The following is a 20,158-nucleotide window of genomic DNA, read 5'->3' on the forward strand; positions in this document are numbered from 1 at the left end:
TCTCCTGGCCATCCAATCAATCCTGGGGAGTTGTGACCTCTTCGACCATGGTCCTTCCAGCTACAACTTCATCAACACTGTGGATGGAACCACCATAACTCTCTATTGCCCTTGTTATCTCATCGAAATCCAGGTCGTTCCCCTGGATGGTCACCTTGATGTTCTCTGTTTCCTTGTCGATCTCCATGAGGGTGATGTTAACTCCCTCAACACCCCTCAGTTCACTCAGATACTTTGCATATTCAGGTATTATGGGTTCGTGGGGTTTCAGTATATCCAGAACGATTCTAATAAGGCCCTTAGCCACCATCTTTCCTCCATGAATCTGTTAAAATGATATAGTATTATGATAACATAGATATTTAAATATAGCCCAGAAACACACCTCTGATTATTTTATATATCAGTATCGTCATATAAGATATAGATATTATCAAGTTATTAAAGGGCCAGATATGTCTCTTATCAAGCTTCAGCAGATAACCGATGAGTTAGAGGAACTTAAATATCAGGGAGAGCAGGGAATACCCATACTAATTGAGGGCCGTAAGGATGAAGAAGCCCTGCGGGAGCTGGGCGTCAACGGTCCCTTCATAAAGGTTTCAGGCACCAGACTGAGCCTTTCGGAGATTGCTCTCAGGGCATCCCGGACATCGAGGGTCATAATACTCACAGACTTTGACCGGAAGGGCAGTGAACTTGCAAAAAGACTCTACAGGGACATGCAGAGTCTTGGAGCAGATCCAGACCTCAGGATACGTCGTAGACTCATGGGGATGACACGCAGATACATCAAGGATATACAGAGCCTCCCTTCTTACATTGAAAGGCTGAAGCTGGAGGTATGCCCGTACCCCCTTGATAATATCTGAATGCTGTTATCATCACACTTCAATTTGATAACCAGTCATTCCTCAAAAGGAGGGTTTACATGGGAAAAGAAGAGATAAGCACAACTAAATACCTCATTCACGCTCAAATTAACGCTAATGGAATCGTAGAGAAACCAGATGTCGTGGGGGCGATATTCGGACAGACCGAAGGCCTCCTCAGCAACGACCTTGACCTCAGGGAATTCCAGAAAACAGGAAGGATCGGTAGAATCAAGGTTAACATAACATCACGTGGTGGTAAATCAAAGGGGGAGATAATAATACCATCAAGCCTTGACCGTGTTGAAACCGCCATACTTGCGGCTTCCCTGGAAACGATAAACCGTGTCGGGCCATGCGAGGCCTACATCCAGGTCACCAAGGTCGAGGACGTCAGGGCAGTTAAACGTAAGAGGGTCGTTGAGAGGGCCAAGGAGATCTACGCAAGCATGATGGAGGAGGTTACTCCCGAAAGCCTCAAGATGATCGAGGAGGTAAAGGAGGCCATGCGCGTCCATGAGATCACCGAGTACGGTGAGGAGAAACTTCCGGCCGGCCCCAACGTTGAAACTTCAGACGCCATACTGGTGGTTGAGGGAAGATCAGACGTGCTCAACCTCCTCAAGTACGGTATAAAGAACGCCATAGCAGTGGAGGGTGTCAGTGTACCGAAAACCGTGGCTGATTTAACCAGGAAAAAGACCGTTACCGCCTTCGTTGATGGTGACAGGGGCGGTGAACTCATACTCAAGGAACTCCTCCAGGTTGGTGAAATAGACTACGTCACCAGGGCCCCTAAGGGCAAGGAGGTGGAGGACCTTGAGAAGGACGAGATAATGATGGCCCTGCGTAACAAGGTGCCTGTTGAACAGTTCTACCATGACCTTGGAATGAAGAAGGAGAAGAAGAAGACAGAGGACAAGATGGTGCTCCTCCGTAACATCCTGAAGGAGCTTGAGGGCACCGGAAACGCCGAGATACTCGACGACGCCCTGAACATACTCAGGGAGGTTAAGGTGGAGAACCTCTATGACGAACTGAGCAGGGTCAACAACCACCCCTACGCCGTGGTATTTGATGGTGTGATAACACAGCGCCTGGTTGACCTCTCCTTCGAGAAGGGTCTCAGATACCTTGTGGCCGTTAGAAGCGGGGATATAGTTAAGAAACCCCACAACCTCAAGCTTATAACCGGTCACACCTGAAATTAACAGAAGGCATCAAAAATGTATGTTGATATGAACCGTGAGTATCTGAAGGACATAAACACCACGGAAGACGTTAAGATACCTGAGGATCCCCTTGAAAGGGTTATAGGGCATGAAGATGTCATGCCAATGATAAAGATAGCTGCTAAGCAGCGTAGACACCTGCTACTTGTTGGACCGCCGGGCATAGGAAAATCACTCCTTGCCCAGGCAATATCCTTTCACCTGCCTGAACCATCTGAGGAGATAACGGTTGTCCACAACCCTGAAAGGCCAGAGAGACCATTCGTTGAGATAAAAAACAGGAAAGAGATCGAGGATGAAATCCTTGAAATCGAAAGGGCTGAGGGGGAACTCATAGACCCCCAGAGCGCCCCTGATGCTGTTGCAGAGCGCCTGGGCTTCAAGTGCATCCACTGCGGGGAGTACAGCAGCGCCTATAACAGTATCTGCCCGCGGTGTGGTGGGGACAAGTTTTCACACATTAAGGCCCGGAGAAAACATATCGGAGACCTCCTTGGAATGTTTGAGATGAGTTCAGGGAGCCTCAGCGTCCCCCAGAAGAGGGTGACAACGACCCGGATCATTGATGGTGTTGAGGAGGTTGTGATCTATGAGCGGGTTGGTGGTGAGGAGATCAAGGTACTTGATCAGAGGGCCCTTGAAAAGCGAAGGCAGATCGTTGAGGAGAAGCCCAGGAACGTCATAGTACCCCTTGATAGAAAAACCTTTGTCCAGGCCACAGGGGCCAGTGAAACCGAACTCCTGGGAGATGTCCGCCATGACCCCTACGGAGGTCACCCTGACCTTGGATCCCAGCCCTATGAACGCGTTGTGCCGGGAGCCATCCATGAGGCCCATGAGGGTGTCCTCTTCATAGACGAGATAGTTCACATTGCAGGCCTTCAGAGGTTCATATTCAGCGCAATGCAGGATAAAACATTCCCCATAGTCGGTAGGAACCCCCAGAGTGCTGGAAGTTCCGTCAAGGTCGATGAGGTTCCATGTGACTTCATATTTGTCGGTGCCTGCAACATTGCGGACCTCCAGTACATACTCCCCCCTCTGCGATCAAGGATCCAGGGAGAGGGTTATGAGCTTCTTCTGAACACCACAATGCCTGATACCGATGAGAACCGGGCAAAGATAGCTCAGTTCGTTGCGCAGGAGATAGAGCTCGATGGAAAGATACCCCATGCCCGTGCCGCTGCCGTTGAACTCCTCATTGAAGAGGCTAGACGGAGGGCAAGGGCCGTGGATGATGTTGATAACGCCCTCACCCTCAGGCTCCGGGACCTCGGAGGGGTTGTGAGGATGGCCGGGGACCTTGCAGTTATGGATGGAAGCCCCTACATTGAGACCCGGCACATGGAGGTCGCCATAAGGAAGGCCGTTTCAGTTGAGGACCAGATAATAAGAAGATACAAGAGCTATGAGAAGGCCCTCGAGAAGGATCTATCAAGCTCCCAGAGGATGTCACAGCATGGATACAGCAGTGAGAACATAGACCGCAGCTACATGTAGTGAGAACTGCATCAGATGAGTTCGATGAGTGCATGATCCGCAAGGTTTAAGTGGATATTTATGGTAGATACCATGAATATGAAGAGGGAGTCAGAGGAAAGGCAGGGTCTTCTTGAACGTTACAATTTTCCAGAGCTCATTGAGGATTACCTCATTGAACTTGAGATCAGGAATTACTCTCCAAACACGATAAAGACGTACAAATCAATTGTTAAAAACTTTTATGAGTTTCTGATGAATGAGGATGACCTCTACGATGACCGGAGGGTCCTCAGGTCCTTCAAGAGGTATATACAGTACCTTAAAAGGGATAAAAAGGTTACACAGAACTATATCTACCTTGTAACCGTTGTTGTTAAGAAGTTCTTTGAGTTCAGTGGCATAGACTGCTTGGAGGAGGTTAAGGCCCCCAAGAGGACCAAGTCCCTCCCCAAGTCCCTCAATGAGGATGAGGTCAAAAGTCTCATCAACGCCGTTGAGGTGGCTGATGATGGCTCCGTCATAAGGAGGTTCATAAAGACACGTGACCGCCTTATACTCTCACTTCTCTACTCATCGGGTCTCAGGGTCTCTGAGCTGGTCTCACTCAGGATCAATGACATAGACCCTGATGAGAGGACCATAAGGATCAGGGGTAAGGGTGATAAGGATCGTATAGTCCTATTTGATGAGAACACCCGTGATCTCCTCATGGATTACCTCAAAAGAAGGATTCATGAAAGCGAGTACCTGTTCCTCAACCGTTTCGGCGATCCCCTCACCCCCAGGTACGTTCAGATGATGATAAAGAACTATGCACGGAAGGCCGGGATAAAGAAGAAGGTCACCCCACACATACTGAGGCACTCCTTTGCAACCCACCTCCTCAAGAACGGTGTGGATATAAGGGCCATACAGCAGCTTCTGGGCCATTCAAACCTTTCAACGACACAGATATATACCAGTGTGGATATGCAGACCCTTAAAAATGTTTATGACAGGGCCAGACTCCTCTAATTAATTTATTTTTCATTTATTTCAATAAAATTCAGGTCAGGAGCCAGAAGATTGCCTGAATTCTTCCTTCAAGGGCGGGCTTAATTTTTCAGAAGGTCAGTGACTTCATCGAACCATGGAAAGTTATATATACTGGCAATCCCAATTTACCTTTATATCCATAAATTTGAATATATTGATTGGAGGTTAAAGGATTGTTACAGGAATTCGCCGATTATGTAACATACAATCTCATGGGCCTTGAACCGGCCTCCCACCTCGGAAGCGCCGTTAACTTCTTCATATACGACACCATAAAGATATTCATACTTCTCGCCACACTCATATTTGTCATATCATTCATAAGAACATATATACCGCCCAACAAGGTTAAGGAAACACTTGAAAAGAGACACAGGTACACAGGAAACTTCATAGCAGCCCTGGTTGGTATAATCACCCCCTTCTGTTCATGTTCAGCCGTGCCACTGTTCATAGGCTTCGTTGAAGCTGGCGTGCCCCTGGGTGCAACATTCTCATTCCTCATATCATCCCCCATGATAAATGAGATAGCAATAATATTGCTCCTTGGACTGTTCGGATGGCAGATAACCGCCTTCTATATATTATCAGGTTTCATAATCGCAGTTCTTGGCGGAATCCTCATAGGAAAGCTTAAAATGGAAACCGAACTTGAGGATTACGTCTACGAGACACTGGAGAAGATGAGGGCGCTGGGGGTAGCCGATGTTGAACTACCAAAACCAACACTCCGGGAGAGGTACGTGATAGCCAAGAATGAGATGAAGGATATACTCCGCCGTGTTTCACCCTACATAGTTATAGCAATAGCCATCGGGGGATGGATACACGGTTATCTCCCCGAGGATTTCCTCCTCCAATATGCCGGTGCAGACAATATATTCGCTGTTCCGATGGCAGTTATAATAGGAGTGCCGCTGTACTCAAACGCCGCCGGAACCATCCCCCTCATATCAGCCCTCATAGAGAAGGGAATGGCTGCCGGAACCGCGCTGGCACTTATGATGTCAATAACCGCCCTGTCACTCCCCGAGATGATAATCCTCAGGAAAGTGATGAAGCCAAAGCTCCTCGCCACATTCATAGCAATCCTGGCAGTCTCAATAACACTGACAGGATACATATTCAACCTAATAATCTAGAGAATCTACAACATGTCATGTTAACAGGTTCAACCTGGAATTTGAGGTGAAATGATGAAGATACAGATATATGGTACAGGATGTGCAAACTGTCAGATGCTCGAAAAGAACGCCAGAGAAGCAGTCAAAGAACTTGGAATCGATGCCGAATTCGAAAAGATAAAGGAAATGGACCAGATACTGGAGGCAGGACTCACCGCCCTTCCAGGACTGGCAGTCGATGGTGAACTGAAAATCATGGGCAGGGTGGCCTCAAAGGAAGAGATCAAGAAGATCCTCTCCTGAAACCCCTCATTTCCATGGTGATGACTATGGTCAAAGATGAAGAAAAGGGCTTTGATGGAAAAATAAAGGCAATGATCTCATCAAAGGCATGCGCCTGCCAGACAGGCATCCTTGAGAAGAAGAAGTCAGGGCTGAGGTACGTAAACTGCAAGGGCTGCGGTAAACTATTCAAAACCGACAGGGACACCGAGTACTGCATGGACTGTGAAAAAAAGATGAAGTGATGGAGATGAGAATAACATTCCTGGGTGGTGGCCGGGTAGTCAGAATAATCCTCGGGGGCCTCCAGAGGGCAGGTAAACTACCCCGGGAGGTGATGGTGTGCGACCCCGATGAGGATTCCCTCAGAAGCCTTGAAGATGAATTCGGGGTTAAAACATCAGCTGACTGCAGCAGCATGGAAGGAGATGTGATATTCCTTGCACTGCATCCACCTGTCCTGAAGGATGTTCTGAACAAAATGGAGTCCCCTTCCCCTGAATCACTGATAGTGTCCCTGGCGCCCAGGATCAGAATAGAGGAGATACAGCAGGCACTGGACCACCCAAAGGTCGCGAGGGTCATACCCAACGCCCTCTCTCTTGTTAACAGGGGCTACAATCCCTTCAGCGCGGCAGATGAACTCACCGGGACTGACCTGGAAATACTTCAATCACTATTTGAACCTCTCGGAAAGTTTCCAGAGGTATCTGAGGACAAACTTGAAGCATACGCCGTTATAACTGCGATGGGTCCGACTTATCTATGGTTCCAGCTGGCTGAACTGGAAAAACTGGCTGTTGAGTTCGGCATGTCCCCTGATGAGGCTGCAACCGCTGTGCATTCCATGGCATCAGGCGCAGTGGAGGCCCTGTATTCACACCCAAACAGGGATATGGTTATGGACCTCATAGCTGTGAAGCCCCTGGAGGATGCAGAGGATGATATAAGGGCCATCTACAGGAAAAGTCTTATGAGAATATACCAAAGCCTGACGGAGTGACAGCACCCTAAGGAGGTATGATATGTACAGAAAAATATTGCTTGCAACGGATGGATCCGAATGTTCAATGCAGGCTGCAGGATACGCCATTGAAACTGCAGCGCAGAACCGGGCCGAACTTCTGGCACTCACGGTCACAGAGACCTACCCCCTTGATAACCTTCCTGTGGAGGAACTCACAAGGAAGGTGACGGAACTCTTCAGGAAGGAATCAGAGGAGGCCCTCCAGAAGGTCGAGGACCTTGCAGTGAGTCTCGATACTCCTGTTAAGGTCCGTAAAATGATGGTGGATGGTTCACCTGCAGAAACAATTCTGAAAGTCGCCGATGAAGAAAATGTGGATCTCATAGTTGTAGGGGCATCAGGAAAACATGCCCTTGAAAGGTTCCTCCTTGGAAGTGTGTCAGAGAAGATTGTGAGACACGCCAGGGTACCTGTGCTTGTGGTCCACAGCAAGAAACTTGAATGTTAGGTAGTACCATGAATTCATGTAACGCTGATAGACCAAGCCCCGAGCAGATTGAGAGATTGAAAGAAAGGCTTGCTGGACTCCCGGATGAGGATAAAATAAAGAAGGAAGCAGCAGCCCTTAAGGCCCTGGCAGATCCAACCCGCCTTCTCATAATCTACCTCCTCTCTGAGGGTGATCTCTGCGTATGTGAAATAATGGCTGCCCTTAAAAAGCCCCAGCCAACCATTTCACACCACCTGAACATACTCAGGCGGGCTGGTTTCCTGAAGGCGGAGAAACGCGGTGTATGGGTCCACTACAGTCTGGCCAGTGATGACCTCCCATCAATGATAAAGCAAGTGATTGAAGCAAGTGATTACTAAGGTGGTATCTTGACCGGTGATTCCTGCAGTTTAGATGGTGATATCTGTCCATCAAGGCTCGGATTTCTCGATAAATATCTGACACTCTGGATTTTCCTTGCAATGGCGGCAGGTGTTTCAATCGGATACTTCTTTCCTGAATCCCGTCAGTTCATAAACATGTTCCAGGTGGATACAACAAGCCTCCCCATTGCCATTGGACTCATACTGATGATGTATCCTCCCCTTGCAAAGGTTCATTATGAGGACCTCCCTGATGTCTTCAGAAACTTCAGGATACTTGGACTTTCACTGTTGCAGAACTGGATCATTGGCCCTGTACTGATGTTCATCCTTGCCATTGTCTTCCTGATGGACCATCCAGAATACATGATCGGTCTCATACTAATAGGACTCGCAAGGTGCATTGCGATGGTGATAGTCTGGAATGAACTTGCCATGGGCGACAGGGAGTATGCAGCGGGGCTTGTGGCATTCAACAGCCTCTTCCAGGTTTTCTTCTACAGCATATATGCATGGGTCTTTATAACCCTCTTACCGCCACTCTTCGGGGTTCAGGGGACTGCTATCGATGTCAGTATATTTGAGATAGCAAAGAGCGTCTTTATCTACCTGGGAATACCCTTCATTGCAGGATTTTTGACCAGGTATATCCTCCGGAGAAGGAAGGGTTCTGAGTGGTACGATACAAGGTTTATCCCCAGAATAAGTCCCCTGACACTAATGGCGCTCCTCTTCACCATCGTGGTGATGTTCAGCCTGAAGGGAGACTATATAGTGCAGATACCCTTTGATGTGCTTCTAATCGCCATACCCCTCATCATCTACTTCGTGTTCATGTTCCTAATATCCTTCATCCTGGCATACAGTGTGGGGGCTGATTACTCGAAGTCATGCGCCATTTCATTTACAGCTGCAAGCAACAACTTTGAACTTGCAATAGCTGTCGCAGTGGCCGTCTTTGGTATAGATTCGGGTGTGGCATTCGCAGCCGTTGTGGGACCGCTCATCGAAGTGCCTGTACTCATAAGCCTTGTAAATGTAGCACTGTACTTCCAGAGGAGATTATACAAGAGGGTTAAACCAGAAAATTCTCTTTTTCATTAAAGCGGAGGATTTTGAAGGGAATCCTCCACCAGATTTATTTTTGTTTAGATCATCTGCGGTAGGACTGGGGAATCCAGACAAGACAATCATCACGTTATTCTGTCAGCATAGAACTGCTCAAAGAACTCAAATATGAATACAACGCCATCATCACTGCTTTCAACCTTAATATGTCCTCCAAGCTGCCCTGCAAGATTGTCCATCATCCGGAACCCGAAGGACCCCCCTTCTGGAAAACTGACATCCTCAGGTAAACCTGGACCACTGTCCCGGTATACCAGCCGGTGACGGCCATTGAATCTTCTAATTTCGATGTGTATCTCACCGCCCCCACTTAAGGCGTGTTTGAGGGAATTGGAAATCAATTCTGCAGTTATGAGCGCCAGTGGAACTGCCGTATCCATGTTAAGCTCTGCAGTATCCCCGCTAACGGTAACCCTGACATCGGATGCCCTCCCATGGGCACTGATGAGATGTGATGAGAGGCTCCTGACATACTCCTGAAAATCAATTATGTAGGTGCCTGAAGAGGGATAGGCGCGCTCATGTATCATTGCAATCGAGCGCAGCTGGTTCACGTAGTCCCTGAAAAACTCCTCAACGCCTGGATCCTCTATGTACCTTATCTGGAGTGAGAGGAGACTTATGATGAGCTGGAGGTTGTTCTTGACCCTGTGGTGAAGTTCCCTCAAGAGCTGTTCCTTCTCCTCGATGGACCTTTTAAGGTACTCATTGATGGCCTTCTCCCTCACAAGTTTAACCCTGTTCTTCTTTGCCTCATGCTTGTAGAGGGCCATTTCAAGGTTCACCCTTATATCTCTCTCATGGAATGGTTTGAGGATGTATGCATATGGCTCAGTCTCCCGTGCCCTCTTCACAATCTCATCACTGCTGTAGGCTGTGAGGTATAGGACCGGGATGTCCATCTTCTTCTTTATTATCCTTGCAGCATCGATACCATCCAGTTCGCCCTCCAGCATGATGTCCATTATTATGGAGTCAGGTTCCAGTTTTTCCAGTGACTCAAGTAGGTCCTCTGCTGAATGGAATATTGCAGCGACCTCATAACCTGCATCCTCCAGTATGTACCGGATATCCTGGGCAACCAGTTCCTCATCCTCAACTATAACAACCCTTCCCCTCATCATTCACCACCAGCATCAAAGGTGACCGTGAAAACAGCCCCATCACGGTTCTCTGCAACTACTGATCCATTGACTCTCCTGAGCATGAAGTTAACGAGTTTAAGACCAAAACCTGGCGAATCTGAAACCTCAAAATCCTGAGGAAGCCCGCAGCCGTTATCTGCAACCACAAGTGTGCCCCTTCCATCTGAGACCGAAAGCGTGATCCTCACCTCACCATGGGAGTCTATACCATGATTTATGGCATTTGTAACGAGTTCATTGACAATGAGGCCAATGGAAACCGCGGTGTTGATTCCCACCCTGACCTCATCAAGTTCCGTCCTGAATACCGTGTCCCTCCCCCGGCACATATTTCGGAGTTCAGAAAGCAGTTCCTCTATGTATTCCGCAAGGTTGACCACCATCATGTCCCCTGATCCATAGAGCTTCTCATGGACGAGGGCTATGGACTTAACCCTGTTCTGACATTCCATGAATATTTCAAGGGACCTCTCATCCTCTATGTACCTTGACTGAAGCCTCAGGAGACTCGATATCAGCTGAAGGTTGTTCTTGACCCTGTGGTGTATCTCAGATAGGAGGAATTCTTTCTCCCTTATGGAAGCCTCAAGGGACTCCCTGATACGTTTATCCTCTGTTATATCCTGTTTTATCCCTATCAGAGACTTTGGATTCCCTTCGGAGTCCCTCAGCACCTCTGCCCTGAGCAGCACGGATGAAGTGGAACCATCATCCCTGAGTATCCTGTATTCACCCTCGAATGAACTCAAAGACCTGATTGAGTCATTGAAGGTCCTGCGTTCATCAGGGTGTATCCTTGAAACCATCTCATGAATGCTACCACTGAATTCATCCCGTGGGATTCCAAGTATCCGCAGGGCCTCATCAGAGCATGATAGGGTGTCCGAGTCAATGTCCCACTGCCAGCTTCCTATCCTCCCTATCTTCTGCGCCTCCCTCAGCTGCCAGTTGCTCTCAATAAGGGACTGCCGTGTCCTTTCAAGCTCCTGCTCCTTTTCAATCTCCCTTATGGCCCTCTTTATTGCAATGGGGACCTTTGAAAAGTTGCTCTTGAGGACGTAGTCTGTGGCCCCGGCCTTCAGGGCCTCAACTGCAAATTCCTCGCCGATCTTGCCACTCACAAATATGAAGGGTACCCATGGGCACCTCTCCCGGGCTATTGAAAGGGCTGAGAGGCCATCAAAGGAGGGCAGGGAGTGGTCTGCCAGTATAACGTCGGGTCTGAACTCATCAATGGCCCTTATAAAGTCCTCTTCATTATCAGCTGTCTCTGATATGAACTCAATTCCGGCCCGCCTTATCTCCCTCTCCATGAGCTCAACGTCCAGCGGGACGTCCTCAAGTATAAGAATCCTGCATGTCATCCTATCATCTGATCATTTTTGAACCATGTCACATATCTTGATTACTGTTTACAGCAAGTATATCCATGGAACTTAATCACCGGGTTCCAATAAGGCTTATCTATGATTTGGACCTAAATATAGTTTATGAGAAAATTCAGAAGGCCCCTCATTGTGCTCAGCCGCTGCATTGAACATGACCACTGCCGCTACGACGGGTCAATGATATCAAGTCCCTTTGTGAGGCAGTTCGAAGACTACGCAGACTTCATAACGGTCTGCCCCGAGGTTGAGATCGGACTTGGTGTTCCAAGGCCGCCCATCCACATAACAGAGGTGGATGGTAAACCCAGGCTTGTGCAGCCAGAAACCGGCAGGGACATAACAGCTGACATGAGATCATTCATAGACTCATTCCTGGGTTCACTGGATGCTGTTGACGGCTTCATACTTAAGAACAGATCGCCCTCATGTGGCATAAGGAACGTGAAGGTCTACCGTGGCGAGGGTCGGCGCCCTGGACGTGACGGAATGGGTTTCTTTGGAAGGGCCGTGATGGAGAGATTCCCCCACCTCCCCCTTGAAGATGAGGGGAGGCTCCGGAACCTGCAGATAAGGGAGGACTTCCTCATCAAGCTCTACCTTGTAAGGGACCTCCGCTCCGTGGAGGGGCTGCAGGACCTCATAGAGTTCCACACCCAGAACAAGTTACTCCTGATGTCCATCAGTCCAGAGGGACAGAACATCCTTGGAAGGGTGATAGGAGAGCAGACGGACCATGAGGATGCAATTAAGGAATACTCAGAAATATTCCATGAAATCATCCGAGAGCCCCTTAAACCTGAAAGACTGATCAACGCCCTGCTGCATGCCTTCGGCCATTTTTCATCGGAACTCAATGGCGAGGAAAAGAAATACTTCCTTGAATCTGTTGAATGGTACCGCAGGGGTGTGGTGCCGCTCCTTGTGCCAATAAGCATACTCAGATCATGGGTTGTGAGGTTCGGAGGATATCTACCTCGAGAAACAGACACTATTCGAGCCCTACCCACGGGAGCTCGTGCCGGTAACCCTCATCATCTGAGGGATCAGGATGATACATGCTGAAAGGATAAGAAACCTCAACGGTGAGGAGCCAGATCTTCGCGGCAGTTACGTTGTGTACTGGATGCAGGCATCTGTGAGGAGCCACTGGAACCATGCCCTTGAATACGCCATTGAAACCGCCAACAGTCTCAAAAAGCCCCTTATAGTGGTTTTTGGTCTTACAGATGATTTCCCTAATGCCAATTCCCGCCATTACCGTTTCCTCATTGAGGGTCTCAGGGATGTGAGGTCAAATCTCAGGGAAAGGGGGATTCAGCTTGTGGTTGAAAGGGACTCTCCACCATCCGTTCTTCTCAAATATGCTGATGATGCCGCTGCAGCTGTGACAGACAGGGGATACCTTGACATACAGAAGGAATGGGTGGATGAGGCTGCAGGTGCACTTCACATCCCCCTCACACAGGTTGAGTCCAACGTCATAGTACCTGTCGAAACGGCCTCAGATAAGGAGGAGTACTCCGCAGGGACCTTCAAACCAAAGATAAAAAGGCACCTGAAGAGATTCATGGTCCCCCTGAGGATGAGGACCCTGAAGATGGATTCCCTGGACCTTGAACCGGGACCTGAATTTGAGGATGCTGTGAGGGACTTCAGGGCCCCTGAGGATCTTGAACCGTCAGTATTCCGGGGCGGAACATCCACCGCCCTTTCCATCTTCAGTGAGTTTCTGAGGGAAAAACTTGAATGCTTTGAGAGGTACCGGAACGATCCTGTGAAGAACTGCCTCTCCAATATGAGCCCCTACCTGCATTTTGGACAGATATCCCCCCTCTACCTTGCACTGAGGGCTTCAGAGGCCGGTGAATGTCCCGAGTTCCTGGAGGAGCTAATTGTGAGGAGGGAGCTCAGCATGAACTTTGTCCACTACAGTGACAGTTACTCAAGCATCAGTTGCCTCCCTGAATGGGCCCAAAGAACCCTCATGGACCATGTGGCTGATCCCAGGGAGTATGAGTACAGCCTCAGGGAACTTGAATCCGCCAGTACCCATGATCCCTACTGGAACGCTGCGCAGCAGGAGATGGTCATCACAGGGAAGATGCACGGCTATATGAGGATGTACTGGGGTAAGAAGATACTTGAATGGACCGATCACCCTGCAAGGGCCTACGACATTGCCCTTTACCTCAATGACAGGTATGAAATTGATGGCAGGGACCCCAACGGATTCGCGGGAGTTGCATGGTGCTTCGGCAAACATGACCGTGCCTGGGCTGAAAGGGAGATCTTCGGTAAGGTCAGGTACATGAATGACCGCGGACTTAAGAGGAAGTTCAGGATAGATGAATACGTCGATAGAATCAGGGGCCTCATGGATGAGTAGAGACCACACAGCAGATGAAGAACTTTATCCTCAGGTCCAGTCACCTGGGGTCCACATAAGGATACAAAACTTTTTATCTTCAGGTGACCAACTATCTAGGGGACTCTAATTATATTACCATTCACTCCAGGGAGGTTAGGATATGAACATTAACCTTGAGGGATACTACAGAATGCGTTACACATTATTCAGATGGAGACACAATCAGAACTGGATAAACAAGACGGTGATGGCCTTTTTCATGCCTGTGTAACAGCCTCCTGGCCCAGGTTGTCATTCCACTGCCATGGACACCCGTACCAATCACAGCCCAGACACTGGCAGTCCTCATGTCAGGTGTGATCCTTGGAAGGTACTGGGGTGGGCTGAGCCAGCTAATCTATGTGATCATCGGTGCAGCCGGCGTGCCCTGGTTTGCAGATATGAGCGGCGGCCCTGAGGTACTCCTGGGGGCCACCGGAGGTTACCTGCTGGGATTCATCCTCGCAGCCCTTCTTCTGGGTCACTTCGTTGACAGACACATAAGGGCCAGAAAGTTCACCCCCATGCTGGGCCTCATGACGATAGCAAACTTCGGCCTCATATACATACCCGGACTTGTTGTGCTGGGCCTCTGGAGCCTGAAGACCCAGGGCACACTGCCGGGACCATGGGAACTTCTGGTAATGGGACTGCTCCCATTCATACCAGGGGACATCCTGAAGATAACCGGGGCTGCTGCCCTCACAAGGGCCATAACACCCAAGGAGCCCTATGGTGAAGAGATTGACATCCAGAAGGCAGAAGGGTGGAGGGTGCCCTGATCTAACCATCAGGGCCCATCACCTCCTATGCATGAGGGGCTTTCAGGGGTACGGCTACAGTGAGGAGTTCACAGAAAACCTTGCACGTATCATCCATGAAATAAAAGGTAACCCCTCAGCTTTCCTCATGATCGTTGATTTTCCAGATGACATATGCCGGGCCTGTCCCTTCATGGATGGTCTCCGGTGTCTCAGGGATGAAGAAAGGATCAGATCCATGGACAGGAGAGTCCTGGAACTTCTTAAACTGGAGAGCGGCTGCATGGTGACGTTCCATGACATCGAAGACGCCCTGCTTGCTCTAATCACTTCAGGCAAGATCATGGAGATATGCGGGGAATGCTCCTGGATGGATCTATGCCTCATCCACAGGTAGTTCTTTGCAGATGAAACCATATGATTCAAAGAAAACTTGGGTCGACAGATATAGAGGCATCAGTTCTGGGTATAGGCGTTATGCGCTTTCCAGAGGTTGACGGTAGGCTTGATAGGCTGCGGCAGATAGGATCATGCCTTCGCCCTTGACAATGGTATAAACTACATTGACACCGGCTACACCTACCATGGTGGTGAAAGTGAGGTTTTCATAGGGGACTTCCTCTCAGAAAACGATTACCCTGATGTTTACGTTGCAACCAAGCTCCCCACCTGGCTGGTGAGGGACAGGAGGGACATGGAGAGTTATCTGAATGAACAGATGGAAAGGCTCAGGGGTAAGCTGGATATATACCTCCTCCACAACCTTAAAATGGACTCCTGGCTGGCCCTGAAGGACATGGGGGTGCTTGAATTCCTGGACTCACTCAGGGATGAGGGTATATATGCTGGTTTCTCATTCCATGACACTGCAGACGTCTTCTTTGATATATTCGACGCCTATGACTGGGACCTTGTTCAGGTTCAGCACAACATAGTCGACGATGAACAGGCAAACCCCGCCACCATAGCCCATGCAAGGTCCCAGGGCGCGGGTACCGTTATAATGGAGCCCCTCCGTGGGGGTTCACTGGTAAGGAACATCCCCCCTGAGGTCATGGAGATATATGAGATGGCCGGGAGGCCCAGGAAACCAGTGGAGTGGTGCCTGAGGTACCTCTGGGACATGGATGCTGTTGATGTTGTTCTGAGTGGAATGAGCAGCATCTCCGAAGTGAAGGAGAACATCAAAATCGCATCATCCCCTGAGGAACTTACAGAGGATGACCATGCAATTTTAAGGGAGGTTAAGAGGGCCTACCGTATGAGAAAGACTGTCCCCTGCAGTGAGTGTGGCTACTGCATGCCCTGCCCTGAGGGCGTGGACATACCACGTAACCTCAGACTACTGAATGACATCTACAGGTTCATGAGTACGAGGGGTGTTAGAACAGAGTACCGTAAGATCATGGGTGAGGCGGAGAGGGCCTCAAACTGTTCCGGCTGTGGCTCCTGCATGCCCTGCCCCCAGATGATTGACATACCCTCTGAACTCAGGAGGCTCCATGAGAAGCTTGGATAGGTGAATCAGCTTGATTGAAAGGTTGAAGTACTCCATTAAAATCTCATTTATGCTGGCTGTTCTTGGTTCTGCTGTCCTGTTTATCTGGGGAATGATCGGAAGGCTGGATATCAGCTGGGATGTTCTGAGATCAGCCCTTGAGGGTTTTGTTGCCTTTGGTATATTTGGATTCATACTGGGCTTCCTGATATATGACCTTGAGTCCTGATAAACAGATGTGAGTTGAGGGTCCTCCAGATCACACCAACCATAATGACTTATGTATCATATAACATAGTAATTGAAGGGGGTGATTTCTTTGAAGGTTCCTGAAAATTTCAACCTCCTTGTTACACTGCGCGGCCAGAAGGGTGAAACTGCAGGCGAGGAGATAGTTGGTCTTGAAGAGACTGAAATGGCGCTATCCAGGTATGAAGGGGAACTTAGAGTCATTGAATCTGATTTTCCAAATGTTATGATGTTTGATCTTAATATGGATCCCCTTGAAGCGGTTAATATTATCAAAAATTCTCCAACGACTGTCATATCAAAGGTTGTCCCTGTGGAGGCTGTTGTGAGGACAAGACTTGACAGTATCCTCGAGAAGGTAATAGCGCTGGTATCAGAAAAGGTTGAGGCAGGTGAAACCTTCAGGGTGATCTGTGATCTGAGGGGTAGAAGGTATATCAGGTCAGCCGGAGAGCTTGTTGAAGCTGTTTCAGAGGCTCTTATGGAACGTTTCCCCATCACAGAATCAGATGAACCTGACTGGATCATTCAGATTGAGGTGGTGGGTGATTCTACAGGTGTCAGTGTTCTCAGGCCCCATCAGGTGATTAAGAAGGAATGATAGTCCCCCAAATACAACTCCTGATTTAGAAATTTTTACGCAACATATATAGATACTCAAATACATAGAAAACTCCCTGATTTAGAATTTTTACAGCAACATACTAATAGATAAACTGGAGGAATTATATGGAAATACAGAAAGGGGTCTTCCTGTTCCTGTTTGTTGCCGCCATCCTCCTCGGGATGGGTCAGGCAGCAGCAACAGACGATATAACGACCGGTGAATTACCAACAGGAGGATCAGGTGACTTCATCGTCACATCCGCACCCTCAAATGGTGTCTACTACACCATTAACGGCGGCATACCAACACTTAACAGTACAAGATACACCGCTCCCATAGTCCTGAACAGAACACTCAACATCAAATACATGATAGTGAAAAACGGCACCGTAAAGTACGGTATAATACACCACACCCTAACCGGAAACATCACAAACAGAACATACCCCCACCTCATATTCAACGAAACACCACTGATACAGATACCCAACGGAACCTACTACCAGCTCAACAACGGCAACATAACACCATACACCACCCCCCTCGCCCTAACCGGAAACACAATCATGAAATACCTCAAAAACAGCACCAACACAACACAGATGGGCATAATAAAAAACACACCAGCAAAACTGGTAAACAAGATCAAAACCTCAAAGATCAGGGTCAAAAAATGGTACAGAAGAGGCGGTAAATGGAGATACAAGTGGAGATACTACTGGACCTACAAACAGATAAAACAGAAATACCAGGAACTCCAGCCAGCCGCATAATCTTTTACTTTTTTTACCCTTTCGATTTTTAGCAGGTCTGATGCTTCAGAAATTCTTTAAGATTTAGTTTATAAAAACTCATCTAAATTTTAATTTAGTATATAAATATTTTGTTTTATTATCTTGTGGAAAATTTTATATACTGGATATTATTTATTGATGTAAATGTACTACAAGTTGAGGAGGTCTGATTATTAAAGACTCAATGAAATGGGGCTTCATTCTCTTTTTTGGAATGACACTGCTCAGCGGATCCAGTTACGGTGCAGACTACATCGTTGATAACACAACCTACCTTCAGGTATTCACACCCGGCGGGGTGCAGGGAACCTTCACCCTAAACGGGACCGAATACACCCTTGAGGACGGTGATACCTTCACCTTCCTAGAGGGCATCTATGATACGGTGAACATGGTGATCAACAGGACCATCTCCCTGGTTGCATCAGGCACGGTCCAGCTGAATGGTGTTATTGACGCCATTGCACCTTCCAGCATAACAGGTTTCAGTGTCAACGGGACAGTGAACCTCCGCGGAAACGGATGTAACCTCAGCAGCACAAACATCACAGGCACCCTGAATATCACAGGCAATTCCTCGCGGGTCAATGATTCAAGGATACTCAACCCTGCTTCAGCCGTGATGGTATCAGGGGACAATGTAACAATTACCAGCAGCTACATAAACGGTTCCGCATCCCATGGAATTGTTGTGAATGGCAGGAATGCCCGGATCCAGGGTAACAATATAACAAACAGCAATGGAAGCGGAATCCTCATCCATGGGGATGGATGTCTTGCAGAGGGGAACACCATATACCTCTCAGGGGGTGATGGGGTAACCTCAGATGCATCTGGAGCCTCAATAATCAGAAACAGCATATCATTTAACTCAGGAGACGGTATAAGATCCTCCGGCAATAACTCGGTGATAACAAACAACACGGTTCTCAGGAACAACGGGACCGGCATATACTCCTCAGGAAAAAATGCAACCATAAACTCAAACACCGTCAAGTACTCAGGCGATGACGGGATATATGTTGCAGGGAATGGCTCCACGGTACAGGGCTGCTATGTCCAGAACAACACGAAGAACGGCATAAAAATAACAGGATCTGGCTGTACAGTCAGCAGTTCCTACACCTATTACAACGGTGAAAACGGGATATACTCCACAGGGGATAACACATCATTCAGATACCTTGATTCCAGTTTCAACGCCAGGAACGGCATATACTCCTCAGGAAAAAATGCAAGCTTCTTCTATATAACCAGCGCATCCTACAATGGTGAGAACGGCATACTCTCAACCGGACCATCGGCAAGTATGCAGATCATCCTTGATGTGACCTCAAATTCACAGAACGGTGTCTCATCCAGGGGTGATAATGCATATATATGGTTCGTTGAGGTTAAAAAGAACGGAATGAACGGTATCCATTCTTCAGGAAAGAATCTATATCTATCATACGTTAAAAACGCCACCAACAACACCCTCAGCGGTATAAACTCAACAGGAATAAATGCAAGGATACTGGACGTCACTGTGAACCTCAACCGTGGAAACGGGATATACTCCTCAGGGTACAACACGACCATAGCCTACTTTGAAGCAGTCAACAACCGGGGAAATGGTTTATGGATTTCCGGAGGCAGGAGCTACATTGTCGAGGGGAATACGACATCCAACCGCCAGAACGGAGTCAGAGTGAATGGTCCCGATGCCATTGTAAGGTCCGTGAATGCGACAGACAACACCGCCAGCGGGATAGCCATCTACGGTAAGAATGCCATCATATACAACTGCACATCCATGAGGAACACCGATGGGGTGTACGGAATAGCCAGCTTCAGGATGATCCTGAGCAGAACATCAGCCAACAGGAACTGCGGTGTGAATGCAAAGGGAACTGCAACGATAGAGCAGTGCACGGTGTATGGTAACCGTTATGGAATCTATGCTGGTGGCGCGAATTCAGTCATATACTCATCCAGCATCAGCAGTAACAGGGGCTACGGTGTCTATGCAGCCGGTTCATCAGCAACCATCTACAGGAACACGGTACAGTCAAACGGTGGAGACGGTATAACTGCAAGGGGAAGCTATGCAAAGATATACTACAATACAGCAAACAGGAACAGGGGCTCAGGCATAAGCTCATCATCCTACAGAGCAGTTATAGCCTACAACAGGGCATCATATAACTCCTACTACGGAATATACTCTTCAGGTAAAAAAACGACGCTTGCAAAGAACAGTGCAGCCGGTAACAGAAAGAGAAATATAAGAAGGGGCTAACCCCCCTATTTTTCATATAAGAAAACTGTCAAG

General features: G+C 48.3%; 22 protein-coding genes. 19 read left to right on the plus strand and 3 right to left on the minus strand.

Going from position 1 to position 20,158, the window contains the following annotated elements; all coding sequences use genetic code 11:
• Positions 1-16 precede the first annotated feature (16 nt).
• On the minus strand, positions 17-310 hold the full coding sequence (locus MTH_RS04195; RefSeq protein WP_010876522.1) for a DUF211 domain-containing protein: 294 nt from the start codon (positions 308-310) through the stop codon (positions 17-19).
• A 145-nt stretch (positions 311-455) separates the two neighbouring features.
• Here MTH_RS04195 and MTH_RS04200 point away from each other — a divergent pair, with 145 nt between their 5' ends.
• The 11 genes from MTH_RS04200 to arsB all read left to right on the plus strand — a co-directional run bounded on the left by MTH_RS04200 (position 456) and on the right by arsB (position 8,971).
• A complete protein-coding gene (locus MTH_RS04200; RefSeq protein WP_010876523.1) occupies positions 456-872 on the plus strand; it encodes a toprim domain-containing protein in 417 nt (138 codons plus the stop codon).
• A 59-nt stretch (positions 873-931) separates the two neighbouring features.
• The gene (gene dnaG / locus MTH_RS04205; protein WP_010876524.1) at positions 932-2,077 is read left to right on the plus strand and encodes a DNA primase DnaG; all 1,146 of its coding nucleotides are present in this window, start codon (positions 932-934) and stop codon (positions 2,075-2,077) included.
• A 21-nt stretch (positions 2,078-2,098) separates the two neighbouring features.
• Entirely contained in the window at positions 2,099-3,604 is a 1,506-nt protein-coding gene (locus MTH_RS04210; RefSeq protein WP_010876525.1) for a Lon protease family protein, read from the plus strand.
• A gap of 60 nt (positions 3,605-3,664) precedes the next feature.
• A complete protein-coding gene (xerA, locus tag MTH_RS04215) occupies positions 3,665-4,600 on the plus strand; it encodes a site-specific tyrosine recombinase/integron integrase (protein WP_010876526.1) in 936 nt (311 codons plus the stop codon).
• A gap of 194 nt (positions 4,601-4,794) precedes the next feature.
• On the plus strand, positions 4,795-5,763 hold the full coding sequence (locus MTH_RS04220; RefSeq protein ID WP_048060919.1) for a permease: 969 nt from the start codon (positions 4,795-4,797) through the stop codon (positions 5,761-5,763).
• A gap of 54 nt (positions 5,764-5,817) precedes the next feature.
• A complete protein-coding gene (locus MTH_RS04225) occupies positions 5,818-6,048 on the plus strand; it encodes an MTH895/ArsE family thioredoxin-like protein (protein ID WP_048060920.1) in 231 nt (76 codons plus the stop codon).
• Positions 6,049-6,074: 26 nt separating this feature from the next.
• Entirely contained in the window at positions 6,075-6,272 is a 198-nt protein-coding gene (locus MTH_RS04230; RefSeq protein WP_048060921.1) for a hypothetical protein, read from the plus strand.
• The gene (locus tag MTH_RS04235; RefSeq protein WP_238374249.1) at positions 6,272-7,030 is read left to right on the plus strand and encodes a pyrroline-5-carboxylate reductase family protein; all 759 of its coding nucleotides are present in this window, start codon (positions 6,272-6,274) and stop codon (positions 7,028-7,030) included. The genes MTH_RS04230 and MTH_RS04235 overlap by 1 nt, the downstream gene beginning before the upstream one ends.
• A 22-nt stretch (positions 7,031-7,052) precedes the next feature.
• Positions 7,053-7,502, plus strand: a complete 450-nt coding sequence (locus MTH_RS04240; protein WP_010876531.1) for a universal stress protein — start codon at positions 7,053-7,055, stop codon at positions 7,500-7,502.
• Between the two features lie 8 nt (positions 7,503-7,510).
• Positions 7,511-7,864 carry an ArsR/SmtB family transcription factor gene (locus tag MTH_RS04245; RefSeq protein ID WP_048060922.1) on the plus strand — a complete coding sequence of 118 codons (354 nt, stop codon included), beginning with the start codon at positions 7,511-7,513 and terminating at the stop codon, positions 7,862-7,864.
• Between the two features lie 42 nt (positions 7,865-7,906).
• Positions 7,907-8,971 (plus strand): ACR3 family arsenite efflux transporter, encoded by a 1,065-nt coding sequence (gene arsB / locus MTH_RS04250; protein WP_394295919.1) that lies wholly within the window; start codon positions 7,907-7,909, stop codon positions 8,969-8,971.
• An 89-nt stretch (positions 8,972-9,060) separates the two neighbouring features.
• Here the strand turns inward: arsB and MTH_RS04255 are convergent, their stop codons facing one another.
• Both MTH_RS04255 and MTH_RS04260 read right to left on the minus strand, forming a co-directional pair.
• Positions 9,061-10,116 (minus strand): histidine kinase dimerization/phosphoacceptor domain -containing protein, encoded by a 1,056-nt coding sequence (locus tag MTH_RS04255; RefSeq protein WP_238374250.1) that lies wholly within the window; start codon positions 10,114-10,116, stop codon positions 9,061-9,063.
• The gene (locus tag MTH_RS04260; RefSeq protein ID WP_010876535.1) at positions 10,116-11,504 is read right to left on the minus strand and encodes a sensor histidine kinase; all 1,389 of its coding nucleotides are present in this window, start codon (positions 11,502-11,504) and stop codon (positions 10,116-10,118) included. The genes MTH_RS04255 and MTH_RS04260 overlap by 1 nt, the downstream gene beginning before the upstream one ends.
• A gap of 126 nt (positions 11,505-11,630) precedes the next feature.
• On the opposite strand from MTH_RS04260, the gene MTH_RS04265 reads away from it, so the two are divergent.
• The 8 genes from MTH_RS04265 to MTH_RS04305 all read left to right on the plus strand — a co-directional run bounded on the left by MTH_RS04265 (position 11,631) and on the right by MTH_RS04305 (position 20,125).
• A complete protein-coding gene (locus MTH_RS04265; RefSeq protein ID WP_010876536.1) occupies positions 11,631-12,590 on the plus strand; it encodes a YbgA family protein in 960 nt (319 codons plus the stop codon).
• On the plus strand, positions 12,577-13,914 hold the full coding sequence (locus MTH_RS04270) for a deoxyribodipyrimidine photo-lyase (protein WP_010876537.1): 1,338 nt from the start codon (positions 12,577-12,579) through the stop codon (positions 13,912-13,914). The genes MTH_RS04265 and MTH_RS04270 overlap by 14 nt, the downstream gene beginning before the upstream one ends.
• 329 nt (positions 13,915-14,243) lie before the next feature.
• Positions 14,244-14,717, plus strand: coding sequence for a biotin transporter BioY (locus tag MTH_RS04275; RefSeq protein ID WP_010876538.1), 474 nt, complete (start codon positions 14,244-14,246; stop codon positions 14,715-14,717).
• A complete protein-coding gene (locus MTH_RS04280) occupies positions 14,671-15,093 on the plus strand; it encodes a DUF1284 domain-containing protein (protein ID WP_010876539.1) in 423 nt (140 codons plus the stop codon). The genes MTH_RS04275 and MTH_RS04280 overlap by 47 nt, the downstream gene beginning before the upstream one ends.
• Before the next feature lie 165 nt (positions 15,094-15,258).
• Positions 15,259-16,215 (plus strand): aldo/keto reductase, encoded by a 957-nt coding sequence (locus MTH_RS04285; RefSeq protein WP_238374279.1) that lies wholly within the window; start codon positions 15,259-15,261, stop codon positions 16,213-16,215.
• A 298-nt stretch (positions 16,216-16,513) separates the two neighbouring features.
• Positions 16,514-17,044 (plus strand): THUMP domain-containing protein, encoded by a 531-nt coding sequence (locus MTH_RS04295; RefSeq protein ID WP_048060923.1) that lies wholly within the window; start codon positions 16,514-16,516, stop codon positions 17,042-17,044.
• A 128-nt stretch (positions 17,045-17,172) separates the two neighbouring features.
• Complete coding sequence (locus tag MTH_RS04300; RefSeq protein ID WP_010876543.1) at positions 17,173-17,823, plus strand: chitobiase/beta-hexosaminidase C-terminal domain-containing protein; 651 nt, start codon at positions 17,173-17,175, stop codon at positions 17,821-17,823.
• Between the two features lie 235 nt (positions 17,824-18,058).
• Positions 18,059-20,125 carry a right-handed parallel beta-helix repeat-containing protein gene (locus MTH_RS04305; protein WP_158296331.1) on the plus strand — a complete coding sequence of 689 codons (2,067 nt, stop codon included), beginning with the start codon at positions 18,059-18,061 and terminating at the stop codon, positions 20,123-20,125.
• The last annotated feature ends 33 nt before the right edge of the window (positions 20,126-20,158 follow it).

The sequence above is a fragment of the Methanothermobacter thermautotrophicus str. Delta H genome (assembly GCF_000008645.1).
Taxonomy (GTDB): domain Archaea; phylum Methanobacteriota; class Methanobacteria; order Methanobacteriales; family Methanothermobacteraceae; genus Methanothermobacter; species Methanothermobacter thermautotrophicus.